20 protein-coding genes are annotated in these 23,476 nt (G+C 49.3%); 10 read left to right on the top strand and 10 right to left on the bottom strand.

The features are described from left to right. Position 1 precedes the first annotated feature (1 nt). Genes AC5YB1_RS03135 through AC5YB1_RS03125 form a run of 3 tightly spaced genes read left to right on the top strand, consistent with a single transcriptional unit; the run spans position 2 to position 2,480 of the window. Positions 2-517, top strand: a complete 516-nt coding sequence (locus tag AC5YB1_RS03135) for a hotdog family protein (RefSeq protein WP_475515112.1) — start codon at positions 2-4, stop codon at positions 515-517. Continuing rightward, on the top strand, positions 514-1,239 hold the full coding sequence (locus AC5YB1_RS03130; RefSeq protein WP_110457615.1) for a 3-ketoacyl-ACP reductase FabG2: 726 nt from the start codon (positions 514-516) through the stop codon (positions 1,237-1,239). The genes AC5YB1_RS03135 and AC5YB1_RS03130 overlap by 4 nt, the downstream gene beginning before the upstream one ends. Further along, positions 1,239-2,480 (top strand): beta-ketoacyl-ACP synthase, encoded by a 1,242-nt coding sequence (locus AC5YB1_RS03125; protein WP_494520685.1) that lies wholly within the window; start codon positions 1,239-1,241, stop codon positions 2,478-2,480. The genes AC5YB1_RS03130 and AC5YB1_RS03125 overlap by 1 nt, the downstream gene beginning before the upstream one ends. A gap of 135 nt (positions 2,481-2,615) precedes the next feature. Here the strand turns inward: AC5YB1_RS03125 and AC5YB1_RS03120 are convergent, their stop codons facing one another. After that, positions 2,616-3,209, bottom strand: coding sequence for an FMN-dependent NADH-azoreductase (locus AC5YB1_RS03120; RefSeq protein WP_494520684.1), 594 nt, complete (start codon positions 3,207-3,209; stop codon positions 2,616-2,618). A 294-nt stretch (positions 3,210-3,503) separates the two neighbouring features. On the opposite strand from AC5YB1_RS03120, the gene AC5YB1_RS03115 reads away from it, so the two are divergent. The 3 genes from AC5YB1_RS03115 to mtr all read left to right on the top strand — a co-directional run bounded on the left by AC5YB1_RS03115 (position 3,504) and on the right by mtr (position 8,833). After that, positions 3,504-4,877 (top strand): DUF4397 domain-containing protein, encoded by a 1,374-nt coding sequence (locus AC5YB1_RS03115; protein ID WP_494520683.1) that lies wholly within the window; start codon positions 3,504-3,506, stop codon positions 4,875-4,877. A gap of 273 nt (positions 4,878-5,150) precedes the next feature. Beyond that, positions 5,151-7,574 carry a glycerol-3-phosphate 1-O-acyltransferase PlsB gene (gene plsB, locus AC5YB1_RS03110; RefSeq protein WP_494520682.1) on the top strand — a complete coding sequence of 808 codons (2,424 nt, stop codon included), beginning with the start codon at positions 5,151-5,153 and terminating at the stop codon, positions 7,572-7,574. After that, the gene (gene mtr / locus AC5YB1_RS03105) at positions 7,574-8,833 is read left to right on the top strand and encodes a tryptophan permease (protein WP_494520681.1); all 1,260 of its coding nucleotides are present in this window, start codon (positions 7,574-7,576) and stop codon (positions 8,831-8,833) included. The genes plsB and mtr overlap by 1 nt, the downstream gene beginning before the upstream one ends. Positions 8,834-8,915: 82 nt before the next feature. Here the strand turns inward: mtr and AC5YB1_RS03100 are convergent, their stop codons facing one another. The 4 genes from AC5YB1_RS03100 to AC5YB1_RS03085 form a co-directional block, all read right to left on the bottom strand. Continuing rightward, complete coding sequence (locus tag AC5YB1_RS03100) at positions 8,916-12,062, bottom strand: efflux RND transporter permease subunit (RefSeq protein ID WP_494520680.1); 3,147 nt, start codon at positions 12,060-12,062, stop codon at positions 8,916-8,918. An 8-nt stretch (positions 12,063-12,070) separates the two neighbouring features. Continuing rightward, complete coding sequence (locus AC5YB1_RS03095) at positions 12,071-13,672, bottom strand: efflux RND transporter periplasmic adaptor subunit (protein WP_494520679.1); 1,602 nt, start codon at positions 13,670-13,672, stop codon at positions 12,071-12,073. 23 nt (positions 13,673-13,695) lie between these two features. Then, entirely contained in the window at positions 13,696-14,241 is a 546-nt protein-coding gene (locus AC5YB1_RS03090; protein ID WP_494520678.1) for a heavy metal-binding domain-containing protein, read from the bottom strand. A gap of 295 nt (positions 14,242-14,536) precedes the next feature. Next, complete coding sequence (locus tag AC5YB1_RS03085; protein WP_494520677.1) at positions 14,537-14,947, bottom strand: hypothetical protein; 411 nt, start codon at positions 14,945-14,947, stop codon at positions 14,537-14,539. A gap of 521 nt (positions 14,948-15,468) precedes the next feature. Here AC5YB1_RS03085 and AC5YB1_RS03080 point away from each other — a divergent pair. Further along, entirely contained in the window at positions 15,469-16,032 is a 564-nt protein-coding gene (locus AC5YB1_RS03080; protein WP_494520676.1) for a NapC/NirT family cytochrome c, read from the top strand. A 101-nt stretch (positions 16,033-16,133) separates the two neighbouring features. Here AC5YB1_RS03080 and AC5YB1_RS03075 read toward each other — a convergent pair whose 3' ends face one another. The 4 genes from AC5YB1_RS03075 to AC5YB1_RS03060 all read right to left on the bottom strand — a co-directional run bounded on the left by AC5YB1_RS03075 (position 16,134) and on the right by AC5YB1_RS03060 (position 19,008). Beyond that, positions 16,134-16,592: a thioesterase domain-containing protein gene (locus AC5YB1_RS03075; protein ID WP_494520675.1), complete on the bottom strand. Its 459-nt coding sequence runs from the start codon at positions 16,590-16,592 to the stop codon at positions 16,134-16,136. Between the two features lie 3 nt (positions 16,593-16,595). After that, a complete protein-coding gene (gene dtd, locus AC5YB1_RS03070) occupies positions 16,596-17,033 on the bottom strand; it encodes a D-aminoacyl-tRNA deacylase (RefSeq protein ID WP_494520674.1) in 438 nt (145 codons plus the stop codon). 101 nt (positions 17,034-17,134) lie between these two features. Then, positions 17,135-18,073, bottom strand: a complete 939-nt coding sequence (locus tag AC5YB1_RS03065) for an alpha/beta fold hydrolase (protein WP_494520673.1) — start codon at positions 18,071-18,073, stop codon at positions 17,135-17,137. Then, entirely contained in the window at positions 18,070-19,008 is a 939-nt protein-coding gene (locus AC5YB1_RS03060; protein ID WP_475515127.1) for a virulence factor BrkB family protein, read from the bottom strand. Before AC5YB1_RS03060 ends, AC5YB1_RS03065 begins: the two co-directional genes overlap by 4 nt. An 86-nt stretch (positions 19,009-19,094) precedes the next feature. On the opposite strand from AC5YB1_RS03060, the gene AC5YB1_RS03055 reads away from it, so the two are divergent. The 3 genes from AC5YB1_RS03055 (at position 19,095) to AC5YB1_RS03045 (ending at position 21,471) form a co-directional block, all read left to right on the top strand. Further along, the gene (locus AC5YB1_RS03055) at positions 19,095-19,316 is read left to right on the top strand and encodes a hypothetical protein (RefSeq protein WP_475515128.1); all 222 of its coding nucleotides are present in this window, start codon (positions 19,095-19,097) and stop codon (positions 19,314-19,316) included. A gap of 23 nt (positions 19,317-19,339) precedes the next feature. After that, positions 19,340-19,990, top strand: a complete 651-nt coding sequence (locus tag AC5YB1_RS03050; RefSeq protein ID WP_475515129.1) for a DUF2959 domain-containing protein — start codon at positions 19,340-19,342, stop codon at positions 19,988-19,990. 266 nt (positions 19,991-20,256) lie between these two features. Beyond that, positions 20,257-21,471, top strand: a complete 1,215-nt coding sequence (locus tag AC5YB1_RS03045; protein ID WP_494520672.1) for a 4Fe-4S binding protein — start codon at positions 20,257-20,259, stop codon at positions 21,469-21,471. Positions 21,472-21,597: 126 nt separating this feature from the next. On the opposite strand, the gene typA is transcribed toward AC5YB1_RS03045, so the two are convergent. Then, the gene (typA, locus tag AC5YB1_RS03040; protein WP_475515131.1) at positions 21,598-23,424 is read right to left on the bottom strand and encodes a translational GTPase TypA; all 1,827 of its coding nucleotides are present in this window, start codon (positions 23,422-23,424) and stop codon (positions 21,598-21,600) included. Positions 23,425-23,476 lie beyond the last annotated feature (52 nt).

The following is a 23,476-nucleotide window of genomic DNA, read 5'->3' as shown; positions in this document are numbered from 1 at the left end:
AATGAACCAGAGCAACACCCACAACCCAAACTACCCATTAGCGCTGCTCGATGTGGCCGATTATCTGCCCCATCGCGCGCCCATGATCTTGATCGACCGGCTGCTTGAGCATCAGCCAGACACCTTGCTAAGCGAAGTATTTATTCAACCCGGCAGTCCCTATTTTGATGACAATACCCAATCGGTGCCCAACTATGTGGGAATAGAATATATGGCGCAAAGCATCGCCGCACTTGCGGGAATTGAAGCCGCCGCCAAGCAGCAACCTATCCGCGTCGGATTTCTACTGGGCACCCGTAAACTCCAGCTGCACATTAAGGCGTACCAACTGGGGCAGCGTTACCAGATCAGGGTCAGCCGCCTATACCAAGAGGAGAGCGGACTGGCGGTGTTTGACTGCCAAATTCTGCAGCAAGATACCCTTGTGGCGACGGCCAATGTCAATGTATTTCAGCCGCAAGACACACAAGCCTATATCGCTCAAAGCAGCCAAGACAACAGGGAAGATAACTCATGAACAAACGCGTATTAGTCACCGGCTCTAGCCGCGGAATAGGTAAAGCCATCGCCCTCAAACTGGCGGCCAATGGTTTTGATATTGCGCTACATTTTCACCGCAATCAAGATGCCGCTAACGCCACCCAAGCGCAGTTGCAAGCCTTGGGCGCACAGGTCAGTTGCCTGCAATTTGATGTGGCCGATCGCGCTGGCGTCAAAGCGGCCATTGAGGCCGATATCGCGCAGCACGGCGCCTATTATGGCGTGGTGTTAAATGCCGGCATTAATTGCGACACCGCCTTTCCAGCCATGAGCGAGCAAGAGTGGGACAGCGTGGTGCACACCAATCTCGACGGCTTCTATAATGTGATCCATCCCTGCACCATGCCGATGATCCAAACCCGTCAAGGCGGGCGCATTATCACCATGGCGTCTGTATCTGGCATTGCGGGTAATCGCGGCCAGGTCAATTACAGCGCCTCTAAAGCGGGGATTATTGGTGCAACCAAGGCGCTTAGTTTAGAGCTGGCGAAACGTAAAATTACCGTTAACTGTATCGCGCCGGGTCTTATCGAAACCGACATGGTGACCGATATTCCAAGCGATATGGTTAAACAGCTGGTGCCGATGCGCCGCATGGGCACGCCGGCAGAAATCGCTGGGCTGGCGAACTTCTTAATGTCTGAAGACGCCGCCTATATCACCCGTCAGGTTATTTCAGTTAATGGTGGCATGATTTAATGACAAGCTCGACAAGACGCGTAGTAATCACCGGAGTCGGTGGTGTGAGTGCATTGGGCCACGACTGGCCAACCATTGCCAAGCGGTTGCAGGCACAACAAAATTGTGTGCAGCGCATGGATGAGTGGGACAAATATGACGGTTTAAATACGCGCCTCGCCGCCCCCGTCAGCGACTTCGATAACCCTGCTCACTATTCACGTAAAAAGATCCGCGCCATGGGACGCGTCGCTATCATGGCGACATGGGCTAGCGAAAAAGCCTTGATCGATGCCAATCTACTGGACGATCCTGTGGTGAGTTCTGGCGCCATGGGCATCGCCTACGGCTCATCGACGGGCAGTACCGATCCACTCATCGCCTTTGGTGACATGCTGAAAACTGGCGATATGTCTGGCGTCACCGCCACCAGCTATATACGCATGATGGCCCATACTACCGCGGTCAATGTGGGGGTGTTTTTTGGTTTAAAAGGCCGAGTGCACACCACCAGCAGTGCCTGTACGTCGGGCAGCCAAGGTATAGGTTATGCTTATGAAGCGATCAAATTTGGTCTGCAAGATCTGATGCTAGCCGGCGGCGCCGAAGAGCTTTGCCCAACCGAAGCTGTGGTGTTTGATACCCTGTTTGCCACCAGCACTCAAAATGATCAGCCCAGCATGACGCCGCGCCCTTTTGATAGCGATCGCGACGGGCTGGTTATCGGTGAAGGTGCCTGTACCTTAGTGCTAGAAGAGCTTGAACACGCCAAGGCGCGCGGCGCGAAAATTTACGCCGAACTGGTGGGCTTTGGCACCAATGCCGATGGGTTACATGTGACTCAGCCCAATGCCGACACCATGGAAGTGGCTATCCGCTTGGCATTAAAAGATGCCCAGCTCGCGCCCCAAGCCATAGGCTATGTTAACGCTCACGGCACGGCCACCGATCGCGGTGATATTGCCGAAACCCAAGCAACTGAAGCAGTATTTGGTCAGCAGATGCCTATCTCGTCGCTCAAAAGCTACACTGGCCATACACTCGGGGCGTGCGGCTCACTAGAGGCTTGGTTAACGATTGAGATGATGAATGCGGGGTGGTTTGCGCCAACGCTAAACTTGCAGCATGTGGATCCGGCCTGCGGCAAACTCGATTATATTAAAGATGACGTTCGCCACCTAGAAACAGATTATGTAATGAGCAATAACTTTGCCTTCGGCGGGATCAATACTTCACTGATCTTTAAGCGCTGGCGCGGCTAGGCTAACGACAGTAATGCCGTAAAGAACAGTGCCGTAATGAAAATGGCGTAACCTAGGTTACGCCATTTGCATATGCGGGCAAGGCAGCCACACAGCCTGCGAGCTTATCTGAGCGAATTAAGCGAATTAAGCGAATTAAGCGACCAGCTGCTTAATCTCTTGCTGCGCCTGCTGTATTCCTTGCTCTGCAGCATCAGGACCCATATTGAGCGCTTCGGCGTAAACGGTATCGACATTTTCAATACCAATAAAGCCTAATACCGTCTTAAGGTAAGGTACCACATGGTCAGTCCCTCCGGCTTTATGCACCCCACCACGGGTGGTGACGAGTATGGCCCGTTTGCCTTGGAGCAAGCCTTGAGGCCCGGTATCGGTATAGGTAAAGGTGATCCCAGCGCGGGCGATCAGATCGATCCAGTTTTTCAGCTGTGTCGGAATGCTAAAGTTGTACATGGGCGCAGCGATGATCAGCGTATCATGTGCCTTAAGCTCGGCAATCAGTTCATCAGACAGTGCAACCGCGTGCTGCTGCTTGTCTGACAGATTGTCAGCACCTCTTAGCGCGAGTGCAATGTCACCGTCAAGCACAGGTAATGTTTGCTCGGTTAAATCACGCACCGTGACCTGAGAGCTCTGTGCCTGCAACTGTTGCAGCAACTCATCAACTAACTTAGCTGACTGAGAATACTCACCTAAAATACTCGACTTTAACACCAATACACTCGCCATAAATCACTCCAACACGGACTAAAGATGGAGCATTATAAATTTCAATTAATCGAAACTAAAGCGCATAAAATGCGACACAACAATCGATAAAATCGAATAATCTAACAGCTTTGCCAGTCCCAGATCAGCGACGCCATATTAAATCAGCAAAAGCTAAACAATATCGCATTGATTTTATTTGATTAATAAATAAACAACGCAATGCGGCATTTTTTTATGCATCTTGTTGTGATCTTGTGATGATCCCCAGCCGTAGATAGCTGATGTTAATCAACTGTTATAGAGGATGGATGCATGAAACGGATATACCCTGCGATACTACTCAGTACAAGCGTCATATTTGGTCTAAGCGCATGTAATGACGATGATGACGATATTATCAAGTTACCTGAGCCCGTACTTGAAACACAGGTTCGCGTGATCCATGCTGGCGTCGATGCTCCCAAGGTGAACGTCAATGCCAACGGCGCCGCGTTACTCACTGACGTCGATTATGCCGTCTCTAGTGGTTTTATTACGGTGCCTGTTAATACCTATGCCATAGGTGTCGATGCCCAATTGGCCGATGGATCTGTGCTTGAGGTATTAACCGCCGAGCTCGATGCCATGGCAGAGATGCAATACACCGCCGTCGCCGTAGGTAAGGTGGCTGACGACACGCTGCAGCTCAAGCTTATCGCCAATGCGGTCAGTGACATCGCCACCGATTACGCTCGCGTGCAAGTATTGCATGGTGCATCAGATGTCGGTTTAGTGGATATTTATGTCACCGCACCGGGGGCCGATATCACAACTCAGGCGCCCACCTTGTCGGCCAACTTCCTCGATGCCAGCGATCAACTTGAGATCTTAGCTAGCGATTATCAGATCCGCATCACCGCTTCTGGGCAAAAAACGCCGGTGTTTGATTCGGGCACAGTCCCATTGCAAGCCGGTAATGATTACCTAATCAGCGCCATCCCTAATGCCGCCACGGGTGATTCACCTGTAGCACTACTGGTCGCGTTAGATGATGCACAGGTGGTGCTACAAGACACCATGACGGGCAGTGATGTGCGAGCCATTCATGCAGTAGCTGATGCCCCTGCGGTCGATATCTTTCTCGACGGCGCGGCCACCCCTGCGGTTGATATGCTTAGCTTCAGCGAATTGACCAACTACCTTAATGTGCCTGAGAGCGACCATACCGTTACCGTGGCTGCCGATGCAGACAACAGCGTGGTGGTGATTGATGCCGCGCCAGTGACGCTAACACAAGGGGCTAGCTATAGCGTACTGGCGGTAGGCTCGTTAAGCGGTAGTGATATTGCGCCATTAGTGGTGATGGAAGATCGTCGCCGAGTCGCAACTGAGGCCAAACTCAATATTATTCACGCCTCCTTTTCGGCGGGTAATGTGGATATCTACCTCACTCCAGACAGTGACATTACCGCTGCCACGCCAGCGCTAAGCAATGTGCCATTTAAAGCCACATCTGGCAGTTTGTCCGTGCCTGCTGGCGACTATGTGGTCACAGTAACAGGTACTGGCAGTAAAACGGCGGCCATTGGGCCACTCGATGTTACGCTTGCGGCGGGTAACCTCTACGGCGTAGCCGCGGTAGATGCCGTTGGTGGTGGCGCTCCACTTGGGGTAATTTTGATGGATGACTTTGTGCCAGCGCTTTAGTAAAAGCGCCTAAGTGACAGCCATTTAAATTGCCACGCTTTGGGTATAGCAGGTTAAATCAAAGCGTTGCGCTAACCCTAGTATTTCACCGCCGCAATCATGATTGATGAGGTTAATCACCACAGCGCCTAATATAGGCGCTGTTTTTTATCAATATCAAAGTGTCTCTATCTCAACCCCTTTTTGCCTGACTAGATGAGACAAATTAGGGTGTCACTGCCATTTTCTGGTATTCTCTGCATTATTAAAAATGACCTGAATGCATACATAATCATGTCCAAACAAGACTCTTTCTGGTTTAAATCATTACGTTGGATACAAAAGAAGCTGGTTCATACCATAGTGGTCCCCCAGCATCCTTTTGATGACCTTAATCTAGATTCAGATAGACCTCTAGTCTACGTAATGAAGACGAAATCCATCAGCGATATCGCCGCATTGAGCGAGATAACCGCTAAACTCGGCTTACCGAGTCCCTATGAAGCACTCGATGTGTGCGGCGAAAAAGTGTCGCGCGTGGTTTGCCTCGAAGGGGCCAAACCCTTGTTTGGTGAGCGCGAGAGCAACGAGTATTACCTCGACAGCTTCACTCGCCTGTTAAGTGCGCACAAACAACATCCTGAGCTCGACATTCAACTTGTGCCAGTCAGCCTGTACTGGGGGCGTACTCCAGGCAAAGAAGATGACACCATGAAGGCGGCGGTTTTAGAGCGGGAGAACCCGACTTGGCTGCGTAAATGCCTGATGATTTTATTCTTAGGCAGACACAACTTTGTGCAGTTTTCTAATGCGATGTCGCTACGATATATGGCCGATGAACACGGTACAGATAAACGTATAGCGCAAAAACTGGCGCGAGTGGCACGGGTGCATTTTCGTCGTCAACGCAAGGTCATGACTGGGCCTGTCTTGCCTAATCGCCAAAATTTATTCCACTCGCTGCTCAAATCTGAGTCGATGAAAAAAGCGATTCAAGAAGAAGCTCATAGCAAAAAAATCTCCGAAGCCAAAGCCCGTGAAACCGCACTCGAATACCTAGATGAGATCGCGGCGGATTACTCCGACAGTCTAGTGCGTATTGCCGAGCGCTTCCTCACTTGGCTATGGAATAAACTGTATAAAGGCATCAATATCAAAGGCGCCGAGCAAGTTCGTCAGCTACACCATGATGGCCATGAAATTGTCTATGTCCCTTGTCACCGTAGCCATATGGACTACCTGCTGCTCTCTTATATCCTCTATTACCAAGGCATGGTGCCACCGCATATTGCCGCCGGGATTAACCTTAACTTCTGGCCAGCAGGCCCCATGTTCCGCCGTGGCGGCGCCTTCTTTATTCGCCGCAGCTTCCGCGGCAATAAGTTATACACCGCAGTATTTCGTGAATACTTAGACCAGCTGTTTGCCAAAGGCTATTCGGTTGAGTATTTCACCGAAGGTGGACGTTCACGCACAGGCCGCTTGCTGGCGCCCAAAACTGGCATGATCGCCATGACACTTAACAGTGTGCTGCGCGGAGTCGAGCGCCCGGTGACCTTAGTGCCTGTGTATTTGGGTTATGATCATGTGATGGAAGTGGCCACTTACCATAAAGAGCTCAGCGGCAAGAAAAAGAAAAAAGAGTCACTATGGCAGGTGTTTGGTGCCATCCGTAAATTAGGCAATTTCGGTCAAGGTTACGTTAACTTTGGTCAGCCAATCACGCTACACAACTTCCTCAACGAGCAAGTGCCAAACTGGCGTGAAGAGCTGGCCCAAGACCGAGAGCAAAAACCCACTTGGCTCACCCCTGTGGTCAACACTTTGGCTAATCGGGTGATGACACGCATTAATGATGCCGCCGCTGTCAGCTCAGTGACCTTAACCAGTTTAGTGTTACTGGCCTCAGAGCAACATGCACTGGAACGCTCACAGCTGGAAAAACAGCTAGATCTGTATCTAACGTTGCTCAAAAAGCTGCCTTACACCGAGTTTGCCTCGGTCGTTGAAGGCGACGGCGCCAAATTGATAGAACAGGGTCTTGAGCTGAAAAAGTTCAAGCTCGACAGCGACCCACTGGGTGACATCATCTCTATCGATGAGAGCCAAGCGGTCTCCATGACCTATTATCGAAATAATATTATTCATTTAATGGTTATTCCGTCGTTAATCGCCAGTTGCCTAACCCAGCACGATAACTGCACTCGTCAAACGATTATCGATACTGTCGAAGACTTTTATCCTCTGCTACAAGCCGAACTGTTTATGGGGATAGACGATATACCTGAGTATGTGTCTCAGTTATTAGATCTGCTACTTGAACAAGGGCTTATCATTGAAGCCGCTAGCTTTAGCGTCAATCCAGAGCACCTTAATCAGCTACTGCATTTGGCAGGCACCATCAGTGAAACTATGCAGCGCTACGCCATTATCTTCAATATCTTGGCCGCAGCACCTAACATTGAACGCTCGGAACTTGAGAGCGATAGCCATCAGTTAGCTCAGCGCCTTGGCGCATTGCATGGCATTACTGCACCTGAGTTTTATGATAAGAAACTCTACGGCACCCTAAGCGTTAAGCTAAAAGAGTTAGGTTATCTGGCCGGTGATGCTAAGCAAGCCGATGTGCAGCGTATTCGCTCACGGGCGAACCATCTGCTGCGTGCCTCAGTGAAACAAACCATTGTCGACAGTGTCGCTGCGGAGCACCACGCGTAATGGCCAACCATATGAATGCCGCCAAGCATAAAGCCTCTGGCAAATCATTATTGGGTGGCGCAATGATTATCGCAGGTACCGCCGTCGGTGCCGGAATGTTCTCTCTGCCTGTCGTCGGTGCGGGTATGTGGTTTAGTTACTCGCTATTGATGATGTTAGGCGTGTGGTTTTGCATGTTGGTATCAGGGCTATTGCTGCTCGAAACCAATTTACACTTTGAACCCGGCGCCAGTTTTGACACCTTGACCCGCGACACCTTAGGTAACTTTTGGCGTATCGTAAACGGTCTGTCCATCGCCTTTGTGTTGTATATTCTGGCCTATGCTTACATCAGTGGCGGCGGCTCCATCGTCAACCATAGCCTAGCGGGATTAGGAATTGAATTACCCCAAGGCTTAGCCGGACTCATCTTCGCCGTTGGCTTAGCCATCGTGGTGTTTATCAGCACTAAGGCGGTCGATCGCATCACCACCATCATGCTGGGCGGGATGATAATCACCTTCTTTTTGGCCATAGGTAACTTGCTGATCGAAATTGAACCCACTAAGTTATTCCATCCCAATGGTGAGACCCGCTATTTACCCTATATGTTGGCGGCGATCCCGTTTGGTTTAGTCAGCTTTGGTTACCACGGCAATGTGCCAAGCTTAGTGAAGTATTATGGTAAAGATGCCAATACCATAGTGAAAGCCATCACCTTGGGCACCTTAATCGCGTTTATCATCTATGTTTGCTGGCTCATGGCCACCATGGGCAATATCTCGCGTATCGAGTTTATCGATATTATCGCCCAAGGCGGCAATATGGGCGTGTTAGTGGCGGCGCTATCGGATGTGATGGCCAGCAGTTGGCTTAATACCATGCTAACCCTGTTTGCTAACTTGGCGGTAGCCTCGTCGTTTTTAGGGGTGACTTTAGGGCTGTTTGACTACCTTGCGGATCTATTCGGCTTTGAAGAAACTCGCACTGGCCGTTTAAAAACCGCTACCGTCACCTTTGTACCGCCAACCCTACTTGGACTGCTGTTTCCCAATGGCTTTTTAATTGCCATTGGCTTTGCGGCCATCGCCGCCACCGTTTGGGCGGCGATTGTACCAGCCTTAATGGCGTATCGTGCACGGCAGATGTTTCCTGATAGTCAGAGCTTTAAAGTGCCGGGCGGCACTGCAGTGATCGCTATCGTCATTGGTTATGGCGTCCTGACGGCGGCCTGTCATCTGCTTGCCATGGCTGATTTACTGCCCGTATACGGCTCGTAATTCACCTCACTGTTACCCAATAAAAAAAGGCGCTCTATAGAGCGCCTTTTTTGTTTACTGTTGTCATTTACAAGATAAGCAACTAGGTATTAGCCTCATCCTTGCTCAGCGTGCGGCCGTAAATCAGTAAATACAGCGCGGGTAACACAAACAGCGACAGCAACGGTGCGGTGATCATGCCGCCCACCATAGGCGCAGCAATCTTTTGCATCACATCATTACCCGCTCCTGAGCCCCACATGATAGGCAACAGGCCAAAGAAGATAGTCGCGACCGTCATCGCCTTAGGTCGAATACGCATCACTGCCCCCTCGATAAGCGCCGCTTTAAGATCGTCAATGACCACATAGCTGCCGGTCTCTTTACGATGCTTAATGGCATTATTAAGGTAGACCAACATCACCACCCCAAACTCGGCGGCCACACCCGCTAACGCGATCATCCCAACGGCCACCGCTACCGACATATTAAAGTCGAGCAGGTAGAGCAACCAAGTGCTGCCCACCAAGGCGAAGGGCAAGCTGAGCATGATGATAGAAGCCTGCATGGTTGAGCCAAAAGTCATCATCAGCAGAATAAAGATCACTGCCAGCGCCATGGGGATCACCTTTTTCAATTTAGCGTCCACCCGCTGCATATATTCATACTGCCCGGCAAAGCTGTAACTGTAACGCGGCGGCACCACCAACTGTTCATCGAGCGCGGCTTGCGCTTGGGTGATGTACTCACCAATTGAGGTGCCCGCAATATCGACAAATACCCACGAGATCAGGCGACCATTTTCACTCTTTAACATAGGCGCGCCATCGCTAATGCTGATGTCGGCCAAGTTGCGTAGCGGCAGGTAATGCCCTGACTTAGTGATCACCGGAAGCTCTCTAAGCTTGTCGATATTGTCACGTAGCGCGCGAGGATAGCGCAGGTTGATAGGGTAACGCTCGGCGCCCTGCACCGACTCACCTATCTTCATCCCTCCGATGGCATAACGCACCACATCTTGAATATCACTCAGCGACATGCCGTAACGGGAAGCCACATCTAACTTAGGGGTGATATCGATATAACGTCCGCCGCCAACCCGCTCGGCATAAGCCGATTTGGTATGTGGCAACTGACTGAGTATCGCCTCGATATCGGCGCCCACTTGCTGCAACTCATTGACATCGGCGCCAGTGATCTTAATCCCTACCGGGGTTTTTATCCCCGTCGATAACATATCGATACGGGTCTTAATCGGCTGCACCCAGGCGTTGGTTAAACCGGGCACTTTAACGGTTTTTTGCAGCTGATCTATGATGTCGCTTAACTCAATACCCTCGCGCCACTCGGCTCTGGGTTTAAGCATAATGGTGGTCTCTAACATGGTGAGCGGCGCCGGATCGGTCGCGGTTTCGGCGCGCCCCACCTTACCAAACACCCGCTTAACCTCAGGCACGGTTTTAATTAATCTGTCGGTCTGTTGCAGAACTTCGGCCGCTTTACTGGCACTGATCCCCGGTAAGGCGGTGGGCATATACAGCAGATCGCCCTCTTCCAGTTCAGGCATAAACTCGCTGCCCATTTGCGTCACCGGATACCAAGCGCTGCCCAGCGCCACTAATGCCACTAACAAGGTGATTTTAGGAAAGCGCAGTACCAGCGTCAGCGACGGCTTATACAGGGCAATTAATACCCGGCTAATGGGGTTACTGCTCTCTTTAGGAATATTGCCGCGAATAAAGAAGCCCATGAGTACGGGGACTAAAGTTATCGACAGCACGGCCGCAGCCGCCATCGCAAAGGTTTTAGTGTAAGCCAGCGGGCTAAACAACCGTCCCTCTTGCGCCTCTAAAGCAAATACCGGCACAAAGCTTAAGGTAATGATAAGCAGTGAGAAAAATAGCGCCGGCCCCACCTCGACCGAGGCTTGAGCCACGATGTGCCAATGCTCTTTATTATCTGGGCCACGCTGATGCTCCTGCCTAAAGTGCTCCAGATGTTTGTGCATGTTCTCTATCATCACAATGGCCCCATCGACCACGGCACCAATGGCGATGGCGATGCCACCTAGACTCATGATGTTAGCGTTCACTCCCATCTTATTCATCACGATAAAGGCGATGAGAATAGACAGCGGTAGAGTGATCACCGCCACCAATGTCGAGCGCGCATGCAGCAAAAACAGCAAACAGACCACGCCGACAACTACCATCTCCTCAATCACCTTGTTGAACAAGTTGTCAACCGAGCTTTCAATCAAATGCGATCTGTCGTAAGTGGGCACAATTTCGACGCCTTGGGGCAAACCGGCCTTAAGCTGCTCTAACTTGACTTTAACCGCTTCAATGGTGGCTAAGGCGTTTTCACCGTAGCGCATCACGATAATGCCGCCCACCACTTCGCCTTCACCGTCGAGCTCGGCGATGCCACGGCGCGACGCTGGGCCTTTACGCACCGTCGCCACATCCTTAAGTAACAGAGGCGTTCCCGACGGGCTGGTGATCCCCAGTGGGATTTCACGAAAATCATCTAAGGTTTGTCGGTAACCTTTAGCCCGCACCATATATTCTGCTTCGGCCATCTCAATCACCGAGCCGCCAGCTTCGGTGTTCGATTTCGCGATGGCATTTTTAATGGTGGCGATATCTAAACGATAGATGGCCAGCTTGTCTGGCTCTACGACGATTTGATAGGTTTGCTCCATACCGCCAACGGTGGCGACTTCTGACACTCCCGCCACACTTTGCAGCTCTAATTTTAAGTACCAGTCTTGCAGACTTTTTAATTGCGACAGGTCTAAACTGCCAGAGCGATCCACTAAGGCGTATTCAAAAATCCAGCCCACCCCCGAGGCGTCAGGCCCCAATGACGGCTGAACGCCAGGCGGTAAGCGACTACTTACTTGGCTTAAATATTCCAATACCCGTGAACGGGCCCAGTAGATGTCGGTGCCATCTTCGAAGATGACATACACATAAGAGTCACCAAAAAACGAATAACCACGCACGGTTTTCGCACCCGGTACCGCGAGCATCGCGGTCGATAAAGGGTAAGTGACCTGCTCCTCGACCAGTTGAGGGGCCTGCCCCGCAAAAGGGGTCTTGATGATCACCTGTACATCCGACAGATCCGGTAAGGCATCTAACGGGGTATTTCTGAGCTCTTGTACGCCCCACACGCCAATCATGATGGTGATGATCAGCACCATCAGCCTTTGCTGAATGGCCAGTTGAATAATTTTGCTTAACATAATGTCCCCTAGTGCTGATGGCCGCTGCTAAGGCGCATTAAGCTGCCTTTTAGGCTGGCTTCTGAATCCAGCAAGAACTGCCCCGAGATCACCACGTTTTCCCCTTCGCTTAAGCCGCTGAGGATCTCCGCTTTACCTTGAGACATCATGCCCACAGTGACTTGGCGTGCCACAAAACTGTTGTCGCTCTGCTTAACAATCACCCGGTTTTCATGCCCAGTTTGGATTAAAGCCTCTTGCGGGATCACTAAGGCATTACGATTAGGACCGCCAAAAATGGCAATATTGGCCAGCGTATTGGGGCGCAGTGCCACGTCGCTGCTATTGAGCACGATTCTGACCCGTAAACTGCGGGTCACAGGATCAAGTTCGGGGTAGATATAATCGACTACGCCCTCGATATCTTGTAGTCCCATCGCAGGCACTGACACTTCGGTATGTTGCCCTAAAGCAATCCAACTCTGCTCATTCTCAAACACATCGGCAATCACCCACACCTTAGACAAGTTCGCTAATGACATCACCTCGGTGGCAGGCTGAATATACATACCGTCTCTAACCGACAGCTGTTTCACTATGCCATCGGTTTGTGCATAAAAGGGCACCCGATATTGGGTCTGCTCCGTCTTGGCTAGGCGCTCAATTTGGCCGCGAGTCATGCCTAACAGCTCAAGCCTCAATCCGGCACGGCGCACTAAATCTTGATAGTTTTTACTGTTGCCCGAGCTGCGTAAACTGCCCAGCGCCAACAGATAATCATCTTGCGCGTTGATCAAGTCTGGCGAGTAGATCTCATACAGCAACTGGCCTTTAGTCACCTTATCGCCGACAGACTTAATGGCGAGCTTTTCTATCCAGCCGTTGACCCTAGCGTGAATGTGGCTAATTTCACTCTCGTCATAGCCTATCTGACCAACGGTTCTGACAAACTTCCACATAGTGCCCCGTGTCGCTGACGCTACTTTTAACGCTAAGGCTTGCTGCATGCCACCGGAGACTTGGATCTCGATTTCTGACTGGCCACCGCCCACTTCAACTTTTTCAAGGTTCATGCCGCAGATAGGACACGTACCCGGCACATCGCTGATGATATGCGCATGCATTGGGCAGACATATTTGATCGAAGGCTCACCGGTTAAAGGAGCGGGTTTGGCTTGGGCTAAGGGATCAAACGCCTCAGCACTGGCAGCTTGATGCGCGGCATGGGCGGTATCGACGGCCTCTTCCTCCTCCTCTTCAACCAGAAACATATTGCACTGCGGACAGCGGCTGCCGGCCTCATGGCTGGTTTCTTCTGGATGCATGGGGCACACATAGGTTTTTTGCTCGGCGCTAGCGGCCTTATCTTTTAATGCCGACTCATGTTGTTGCTCAACCAGAAACATATTGCACTGTGGGCAGCGACTGCCGGCCTCATGGCTGGTTTCCTCTGGATGCATGGGGCACACATAGGTTTTTTGCTCGCCAAGATGTTGATGTTGGATTTGCGCCGCACTATCGCTGCCGCTTAACTCCACTTGGGCCGCACTCAATTGCGGCGTTGCTATCAGTAATACACTGACGAAATACGTCAATGGTTTACGCTTATCACTCATATTGAAATAACTCATAATGCCTCAGTCCCACTCAGTAATTAGTGATGTTTATGCGTTGCTGCGCCATGAGCCGCGTTAACTGGCGTGAGGTTCATTCCACATTTAGGGCAGGTATCCCCTTTTTCACCAACCACTTCAGGATGCATTGGACAGTCGTATTTTGCACTCAAAGCAGCATCTTTAACTGGCGTGAGGTTCATTCCACACTTGGGGCAGGTATCACCCTTTTCACCAATGACCTCTGGGTGCATTGGACAGTCGTATTTTACAGTCGCTTTAGCATCATTTTTATGTTTCGGACAGTTATCACACTTGCTGGCATCATGCTGACCATGGTGTGCTGACGCACTTGCCTGATGTTCGCCGTGTGGGCATTTCTTATGTTCAGCAGCACCTTTAACTGGTGTGAGGTTCATACCGCATTTTGGGCAAGTATCACCTTTCTCACCAACAACTTCAGGATGCATAGGGCAGTCGTAATGTTGCCCGGCTTGCTCACCATGAGCGTGCTGATGGGCAGATGCCATCGGCGCCGAGATAACAAAAAGAAAAGCAGTGAGCACTAAACTGATAAGGGTTTTCATTGATTGACTCCATCGTAATGGTGGCCGTATTACTAGGCGTTGAGCCTTGTTATAGCCAAATATGGCTTAAGTAATTGACGGCTAAATATAAAATAATCACCGTTAACATCCCGTTACTGCATAAAACGACGGTAGAGAAGGCGCATCACACTGACAAGTCAGCTTATGGTGACATCGCACAATCTATCGCCATGCACATAGCAGGGGTTAACGACTAAAAATATATAAAAGATTAAAGCTAAAAATCAGACCTGACATTGCAGGTAACATCTAGCGTCGGCAATAGCCGACAATGTTACGCAATCGGAGGTTTAAGTTCTGACCCTAACGAGATGGAGTGGAAATGAGGCATTTGAGTAGCCAAGATAGATTCTGAGCCGCGAAAGTCTGGCCAAGACGTGACGCTAAATAGAGTGCCTGTCATCGAAATCACTAAGCAGTGGGTACAATCTCCCTCGCAATATCCATTGCCTTCACAGCAATGCTGAGCCGCGGGAAGCATATTTTGCTCGGCATCGCAGCAGTGAGCTTGACGCACTATTTCGGATGGATGACACACTTCACTATTGCTCATCTGCATCATCATGGATAAATCATGGGCTTGGGCATTGGGCACCATAGAAAAACCATTAGATAGCATTACCTGTCCCAACATGGCGAACAGAGTAAAGATAACTAATGTATGGTGGCGAAATACGTTGCGCATGAACTTTCCTAACAATGAGATAGCGTCAGTCTATCACGAAATTTTTAAACAACCTTGATTGAATTCACAATTTCCTGACAAACATCAGTGATATCTAAAGGTAATAACCTGCCTATTTCAATATGCCTTTCAGCAAGATAAGTTTATCGAGGCCGGCACTAAATTATGCTTATCAATGCCCACCTGTTGCAATAGACCGGCATAACCACCAATAGGTTCCATCCCTGCTCCAGAAATATTTAGCCACCGTCACAGATGAACACCTAGCAAACTATTCACAACAAGAACAACGTTAACGCAAAGACGTGATCAACCTTGCTACATCCTTCAGTTTGCAGTAACTTTAGTTAATACGCATATATATTAATCAAATTACGATATTCTCATTAATGTAAATTAGAGTTAGAGCTAGCTCTCATTTTACAGTTATAAACCCAGATCCACCGTCTGCTTCTGGTTATACTCAGTGTCAGAGATGAAGTAAATATTAGATAAAACAACTATATTTTGGAGATACAGCGATGAACTGGCGTGCACTATTCAAACCAAGCGCGAAATACTCAATACTAGCCCTCATTGTGGTCGGTGTTGTCATCGGTGTTGTGGGTTATTTCGCGACACAGCAAACATTACATGCAACCAGTACAGATGAATTCTGTATGTCTTGCCATAGCAATCATTCACTTAAGGATGAAGTGTTAGCCTCTGCCCATGGTGGTGGTAGCGCAGGGATCACAGTACAGTGTCAAGACTGTCACTTACCTCACGGTCCAGTTGATTACCTGATTAAAAAGATCATCGTGTCTAAAGACCTTTATGGTTTCTTGACTATCGATGGCTTTAACACGCAAGAATGGTTAGACGAAAACCGTAAAGAGCAAGCAGACCTTGCACTTAAATATTTCCGCGCTAACGACAGCGCTAACTGTCAGCATTGTCACACTCGTATTTACGAGAACCAGCCAGAAACCATGAAGAAGATGGCCAAGAGAATGCACGAAAACAACTTCAAGAAAGACGCTGACAAGCGTAAGACTTGTGTTGACTGTCACAAAGGCGTTGCTCACGTTTATCCAAAAGGATAATCATAGATTTTCAGCACCAGCCGGACGATGAAAACCAAAAAAAGCCTCAATAATGAGGCTTTTTTGTTATTTGATGCCAACCCCTCTCTATGGATCGATAGTTATGCCAAGGATAAATGCGGCAAACTCACATATATCCCCTCAAACTCGGCGCAACACTTGTCACCACAATAAAGCGCGACCTGTAAGGTCACCTTCACCTTACGTCCCTTAGCTAAATCACTTAAATCAGCATCTGGCCAGCGCACCTTGGCGACAGGCGTCGCATCAACAGGGGCCAGATAACGAATATCCGCCTTAGCCAGCACTATATCCCCTGCAACCTGACACAGACTTTGATTAAGCCAAACCACTCCCCAACCCGTTAATGTCATCAAGGTATAGATGCTGCCGGCAAACATAGTGTTATGCAGGTTAATGTTGGGAGCTAAGGGTGCCGATACGCTAAAGAGGTCGTCATGATATGACAATGGCGTTATCAGCATAAACTCACTCACCGGAATGGTGTTATGCCAGATCTCAGCCAATTGCGTTAATCGTTCAGCGATCTTAAGGGGCATAGGCTACACCTGCAGATTAAAGGTCACAGGGCCGTCATTAATTAAGCTGACCTGCATATCGGCAGCAAATTCACCCGTTTCGACCGCCATACCTTGCGCTCGACAATAATCCACAAAGGCGTGATACAACTCCTTGGCTTGCTGCGGGGTGCCTGCCCCTGAAAAACTGGGACGCAAACCACGGCCAGTATCGGCAGCCAAAGTAAACTGCGACACTACCAGCAGGCTTCCGCCCACTTGCTGCACATTGAGGTTCATCTTGCCATTATCATCGGCAAAAACGCGGTAGTTCATCACCTTAGAGGCCAACTTTTCCATCTTAGCGATATCATCTTCATGCTCTACACCAAGCAAAATTAATAAGCCTTGATTAATGGCGCCAATGGTCTCTTCTGCCACCTCGACCTTCGCCTGTTTTACCCGCTGAATTAAGGCTATCACAACCCTTGTTCTCCTTATCTACGTCTGTATTACCGCCCTGTCGGCGAAAACCACTTGTCTATGGCTTAGCTCAGCTAAGCAGCACGAGTTGTCGATCTGTTTTATTGATGTTTAATGTAACGGGTCATTTGCGCAACCGCATCGCTGACCGCCTGACGCATCTTGGTATCGATAAGAGTATGATGGCCGCTTTTTACTAGGCGAGAGCGTAATAATGGCGGGCCAAATTGGTTTAAAAAGTCATCCACTAACCGCTGCGGACACACCCAATCCAGCTCACCTTGCAAGATAACGGTGGGGCATTGTAATCGGGCCCCAACCTGTTGCATCAATGGATAAGCCCCAAAATAGTCGTGGCGAGCATAGTGCAACTCGATGCGGGCCAACACCCTGCCTTGCTCAAGATTATCGACACTCATACCTGGGGCGGCGAGCGACAGTTCCCAAGCTAGCCAACGTTGTATCGCCTCATCCCGAATATCACTATCTTGACTATTAAAGTCCTGCTCAAATTGCTGTAAGAGTTGCCCAATATCATCATTGATCCGACGAACAAACTGGCGATATTGGCAGGAAAAAATTTGCGCGACGCCGCGGCGGCCATAAAGCCAGTCGACACCAGCCGCCGATGGAATAAACAGGCCCCACAACACCTGAGCCTGCACCCGCTGCGGATAGATGCAACTGTATAGATACCCTAGCGTTGCCCCAAATGAGCCCCCCAGCAGACACCAACGCGCCACTCCAGCCCATTGTCTGGCCTTCTCAATGTCGGTTAATAAACTGTGGAGATCATTATTATCTAAGCGGCCATAGGGTTTAGAGCGCCCTGCGGCGCGTTGATCTAACATATAAATACGTAAGCCCTCGACGCCAAACAGAGCAAGCTCATCAATGCAACACCCCGCCCCAGGGCCACCATGCAGATAAAGCACAGGAATGCCGTCGGCATCGCCATATTGGGCTAAGAATAATCGATGACCATCGCCGACATCTAACCAATCTTGGCGGATCAGCGCAAAGGCATCAAACCCGCTCATGGTCTTGTGGCATTATCTTTTTGGGGACGATTATCATCATGGTTGCCTGCATCGGCAACCACCTCATCGCTATCATCGAGTGATAAAAAGCGTTTATCTAAATATTCAGGCATGGCGGCGGTGATCTCGGCGCCAATCAGCACAATGATCCACGACAGATAGACCCACACAAACAGAATAGGGATAGTGGCTAATGCACCATAAATAGCTTCATAGGCCGGAAATTCGGTGAGGTATAATGCAAAGCCTTTTTTGCCCAGTTCAAACAGCAACGCGGCAGCAATTGCGCCTAATAAGGCATGGAAAAACTTCACCTTAGTGTTGGGTACTACCATATAGATGAGTAAAAAGGTCGCCACAGAAAACAGCATGGGTAAGCGCTCGACTAACCAAGGTACCACGTCGCCAAACTCGGTATCATTAAACAGTTGCAGCGATACCACATAAGAGGTCGCCACTAAACTCGCGCCCATCAGTACAGGGCCTAAGGTCAGCACCATCCAATACATAGACAAGGAGACCGCAAATGGGCGCTGCTGTGTGGTGCGCCAAATACCATTAAGCGATTTATCGATATTAGATATCAGTAAAATCGCGACCACCACCAAGGCGCCAATCCCCACCACAGTGCCTTTGGATGCATTAGCCACAAATTCATTAATATAGGTTTGTACGCTATCGCCTGCCGAGGGGATGAAATTATTGTAAATAAAGGCCTCGATATGCACTCTAATGCCTTTAAACACAGGGAAAGCCGACAGCATCGACATGGTTACCGCCACCATAGGCACCAAAGATAATAGGGTCACGTAAGCCAAATGACCGGCGCGCATGTTGATCTGATCTTCCGCCACACGCTGCTTTAGATGTATCATAAATGCCCAGATACCTAGCATAATGGAACGAAACAGGCTTATGTCGATTCTATTTATCACGGTATTCTCTTGATTCAAGTAGTGTTAACTGCGTAAGCTAGATTACAAGTTTAAAGACACTAGATACAAGTGTAAGGAATAAATTCATGTCTCAACAAGGTTCTGCAGGCAATGTGATTGCCGCTATCGCAAGTTTCTTTTTCCCGGGGTTGGGGCAATTAGTGCAAGGACGCATCTTGGCAGCCTTACTCTTTTGCATCATCACCATCGTTGGTTACGCTTTATGGTGGCTGATTGTTCCGGCAATTATAGGCGGTATCGCCCATCTATGGAGCATTATCGACGCGGCCAAATTTAGAGCTGACTAAACTCACACAAGGATACTTCTAGGATGAAAAACAGACTATCTGCAGCCATCATCACCTCGGTGATGCTACTCAGCGGCTGCCAAAGTGCCTATTACGGTGCGATGGAAAAAGTGGGTTACCATAAACGCGACATCATGGTTGACAGAGTAAGCGATGCCAAAGAGTCGCAGCAAGAGGCGCAAGAACAATTTAGCTCGGCATTAGAGGAGATGCAGGCACTGCTCAATCATGATGGCGGCGATCTGCAAAGCGCTTACAACAAGGCCAAAGATGAGTACGAAGCCTCACAAGAGGCCGCCGACGAGGTCAGCAGTCGTATCAATAAAGTAGAAGATGTCGCCGAAGCACTCTTTGATGAGTGGCAAACAGAGATTGGTGAGATAAGTAAAGCCAGCCTACGACGCAATAGCGAGGCTAAACTGCGCGATACCCAGCGCTCATACACCCAACTGATGCGCACCATGCGCCGCGCCGAGGGCAAAATGGCGCCCATTTTAACGGCGATGAAAGACAACATGCTTTATCTCAAGCATAACCTTAATGCCCAAGCCATAGGCGCCATTAAGGGCGAGTTTGCCAGCCTGCAAACCGATATTTCTAGCCTAATTAACGAAATGAATAAATCGATAGCCGAGTCGACCCAGTTTATCGAATCCCTCGAAGGGGCAAATTAACTGCCTATTCATAAAAGCCCTCACGTCTGAGGGCTTTTTTGTGTCTTCTGTTTTCAGCACACCAACTCAAATACAGTGAACTAATTTAAGCGAACATCAATGCTGCTTTGGCCGTATTACACTTTACTAACAAGGCGATACAGATCATCAAACCGGGCATATAAGGGCTTAATTTCGCGATTCACACCACACTATCGATAGCATAGAAGAACTAAGATCATCCCATCTCCTCTTATAGATACAAGCTATTAGTTGGTATTTCCACAATGACAATAATCGAATCTGTAACCTTAATGTTAGCCTTGGTGTATAGCATCAGTTTGCTCTATTGGAGCGGCAAAAAATGGGGGGCACTGCTGGCGGGAGGCCTACTCATTGGCGCCTTGGCAATCACCCTTTACTGGCCGTTATTATTAGCGCTATTTATCGCCGTCACTGGACTGGCTATCGCCAACCGCTATCACCCTGAGCTGATTAAAGGCACTGTGAGAGCCAACACCCTAAGGGAGGTATGCCAACACCTGCTGGCACTGTCCATGTTGCTGGTGGGTTTACAGTTTGCCGCTAATGCCGCCCTACTAAAAATGGGCATAACGCCTTGGTTAATGCGCCCCGATGTAGGTGATGGATTTTTACCTATCGCGGGGGGGATCGAGCTAAAGGCCATTTTAAGTTTAGGCATTTGGGATCAAAACCACCCTGCTGCAGCTGTGATGCTCACCGTGGTACTACTGACAGGGCTATTGTGTAAGCGAGCGTTTTGCGGCTGGGCTTGCCCACTGGGCTTGGCGGGTGAATACCTGTACAAACTCAGAAAACGCGTCATTAAACGTGAATTTCTGCCACCAGCATGGCTAGACTGGCCACTTCGTATGCTCAAATACCTACTATTGGCCGCCTTACTCTACATTGTGATCGGTATGCCTAGTGCATCGATCCCCCATTACCTCAACGGTAACTACCATAAAGTTGCCGACCTAAAAATGGCGCTATTTTTTATCACCCCAGGACTGGTCACCTTAATTTGCTTCGGGGTTATTTTGGCAATAGTCGCTTGGCGACGCCAAGGCTTCTGTCGCTACATCTGTCCCTATGGTGCACTACTTGGGCTACTGAGTTTTTTAAGCCCATTTAAAATACGCCGTAATACCCAACACTGCCTTATCGAATCTAAAGGGATGAACTGTGACAAATGCACCCGCGTCTGCCCAGCGGCCATCAGCGTGCACACCCAAAAGCATATTAGATCAGACGAATGCCAAGCCTGTATGCGTTGTGTATCCGCTTGCCCTAAGAAAGAGGCACTGCACTTAAGTACTCGTAATGGCATCACACTATCTGCCCGTGGCTTGACCATCATGTTATTCGTGCTGCTATTTATGCTGCCACTGATCGCCTATGTGAGCGGTTTTTGGGTCAGTCAGACCCCAACTGAAATGCGGATGTACCTGATTCAACATCTTAACGCCATTGGTCATTAATCCCTGACCGCCTCGTTGGTATATCGTGCCTCAATACCAAGACAAAAAAGCCCTCAACATTTGCATGTTCAGGGCTTTTAATACTTAAAGCTTAAGGGCTAGCGACTCGTAAGTGCTAGCACAGGCTTAAGAAGCGTCTTTTGAACCACGGTTGTGGCGCTTACGCTCGTTTTCTGTCAAGAAACGCTTACGAACACGGATGCTCTGCGGCGTTACTTCAACTAATTCATCATCATCGATAAATTCAAGCGCCTGCTCAAGGCTTAAGTTGATCGGTGGAGTCAGTACTTGTGCTTCATCGGTACCCGATGCACGCATGTTGGTTAGCTGCTTACCTTTCAAACAGTTCACTGTAAGGTCGTTAGCACGCGCATGAATACCAACGACTTGGCCTTCATATACTTCGGCCGCGTGGCCAATAAACAGGCGACCACGATCTTGTAAACCAAATAGTGCGAAGGTTAACGCCTTACCTGTTGCGTTAGAGATCAATACGCCGTTAGCGCGTTGACCAATATCGCCACCTTTAAATGGACCATAGTGATCAAAAGTGTGGTAAATCAGACCGGTACCAGAAGTGGCTGTTAAGAACTCAGTTTGGAAACCGATTAGACCACGGCTTGGAATCACGAAATCGATACGCACACGGCCTTTACCGTCAAGCTGCATATCTTTCATTTCAGCTTTACGGGTACCTAGCTTCTCGATAACGCCGCCTTGATGTTCTTCTTCAACGTCAACGGTTACGGTTTCGAACGGTTCACACATCACGCCATCGATCTCTTTCATGATCACTTCTGGACGCGAAACGGCTAACTCGTAACCTTCACGACGCATGTTTTCAATCAAGATTGACAGGTGAAGCTCACCACGGCCCGATACGCGGAAACGATCTGGGCTTTCAGTTTCTTCAACACGCAGTGCAACGTTATGCACTAATTCCTGCTGTAGACGCTCAAGGATGTTACGTGAAGTCACGTACTTACCTTCTTTACCAGCAAATGGAGAGGTGTTGACTTGGAAAGTCATGGTCAATGTTGGCTCATCAACTGACAGTGGTGGTAGTGCTTCTACAGCGCCTACTGCACAGATAGTGTCAGAGATCTTAAGCTCACCAAGACCAGTGATTGCTACGATGTCACCAGCGTTAGCAATTTCAACTTCGGTACGGTCTAGACCCATGTAACCTAATACTTGGCCGACTTTACCATTGCGTGTCTTACCATCAGCACCAACGACAGTGACTTGTTGGTTAGTCTTAACGCTACCACGCTTGATACGACCTACACCGATAACACCTACATATGAGTTGTAATCAAGTTGCGAGATCTGCATCTGGAAGTCACCTTCCGAGTCAGCATCTGGGAATGATACTTTTTCAACGATAGTTTCAAACAGTGGCGTCATGTCGACACCCTCTTCGTCTGGATCTAAAGTTGCGTAACCGTTTAACGCAGATGCGTAAACGATTGGGAAGTCTAGTTGCTCATCAGTCGCACCTAAGTTGTCGAATAGATCGAATACTTGGTCGATAACCCAATCAGGGCGAGCACCTGGACGGTCAATTTTGTTGATAACAACGATTGGCTTTAAGCCTTGTGCGAATGCTTTTTTGGTGACGAAACGCGTCTGTGGCATTGGGCCATCAACCGCATCAACCAGTAGCAATACACAGTCAACCATCGAAAGAACACGCTCAACTTCACCACCGAAGTCGGCGTGGCCAGGGGTGTCAACGATGTTGATACGGTAATCGTTCCACTTGATGGCAGTATTCTTTGCAAGGATCGTGATGCCACGTTCCTTTTCGATGTCGTTCGAATCCATCACCCGCTCAGCGGCTTCTCCCCGAGACTCCAGGGTTCCAGACTGTGCCAGCAACTTATCAACAAGGGTAGTTTTACCATGGTCAACGTGTGCAATAATGGCGATGTTACGTAAATTCTCTAACACAAATAAACCTCTTACCATCAAAAAAATAGGGTATTACTAACAGCTTCAATAA

The organism is Shewanella sp. 433, from assembly GCF_059338565.1.
This window is presented reverse-complemented; position numbering and strand designations above follow the sequence as displayed.

Excerpts from the sequence above, each read along its gene's own strand:
- AC5YB1_RS03135 (WP_475515112.1), top strand. The coding sequence starts at position 2 with ATGAACCAGAGCAACACCCACAACCCAAACTACCCATTAGCGCTGCTC.
- AC5YB1_RS03045 (WP_494520672.1), top strand. The coding sequence starts at position 20,257 with ATGACAATAATCGAATCTGTAACCTTAATGTTAGCCTTGGTGTATAGC.
- AC5YB1_RS03050 (WP_475515129.1), top strand. The coding sequence starts at position 19,340 with ATGAAAAACAGACTATCTGCAGCCATCATCACCTCGGTGATGCTACTC.
- AC5YB1_RS03125 (WP_494520685.1), top strand. The coding sequence starts at position 1,239 with ATGACAAGCTCGACAAGACGCGTAGTAATCACCGGAGTCGGTGGTGTG.
- AC5YB1_RS03085 (WP_494520677.1), bottom strand. The coding sequence starts at position 14,947 with ATGCGCAACGTATTTCGCCACCATACATTAGTTATCTTTACTCTGTTC.
- AC5YB1_RS03080 (WP_494520676.1), top strand. The coding sequence starts at position 15,469 with ATGAACTGGCGTGCACTATTCAAACCAAGCGCGAAATACTCAATACTA.
- AC5YB1_RS03075 (WP_494520675.1), bottom strand. The coding sequence starts at position 16,592 with ATGCCCCTTAAGATCGCTGAACGATTAACGCAATTGGCTGAGATCTGG.
- AC5YB1_RS03130 (WP_110457615.1), top strand. The coding sequence starts at position 514 with ATGAACAAACGCGTATTAGTCACCGGCTCTAGCCGCGGAATAGGTAAA.
- AC5YB1_RS03095 (WP_494520679.1), bottom strand. The coding sequence starts at position 13,672 with ATGAGTTATTTCAATATGAGTGATAAGCGTAAACCATTGACGTATTTC.
- plsB (WP_494520682.1), top strand. The coding sequence starts at position 5,151 with ATGTCCAAACAAGACTCTTTCTGGTTTAAATCATTACGTTGGATACAA.
- AC5YB1_RS03055 (WP_475515128.1), top strand. The coding sequence starts at position 19,095 with ATGTCTCAACAAGGTTCTGCAGGCAATGTGATTGCCGCTATCGCAAGT.
- AC5YB1_RS03100 (WP_494520680.1), bottom strand. The coding sequence starts at position 12,062 with ATGTTAAGCAAAATTATTCAACTGGCCATTCAGCAAAGGCTGATGGTG.
- AC5YB1_RS03115 (WP_494520683.1), top strand. The coding sequence starts at position 3,504 with ATGAAACGGATATACCCTGCGATACTACTCAGTACAAGCGTCATATTT.
- AC5YB1_RS03065 (WP_494520673.1), bottom strand. The coding sequence starts at position 18,073 with ATGAGCGGGTTTGATGCCTTTGCGCTGATCCGCCAAGATTGGTTAGAT.
- AC5YB1_RS03120 (WP_494520684.1), bottom strand. The coding sequence starts at position 3,209 with ATGGCGAGTGTATTGGTGTTAAAGTCGAGTATTTTAGGTGAGTATTCT.
- mtr (WP_494520681.1), top strand. The coding sequence starts at position 7,574 with ATGGCCAACCATATGAATGCCGCCAAGCATAAAGCCTCTGGCAAATCA.
- AC5YB1_RS03090 (WP_494520678.1), bottom strand. The coding sequence starts at position 14,241 with ATGAAAACCCTTATCAGTTTAGTGCTCACTGCTTTTCTTTTTGTTATC.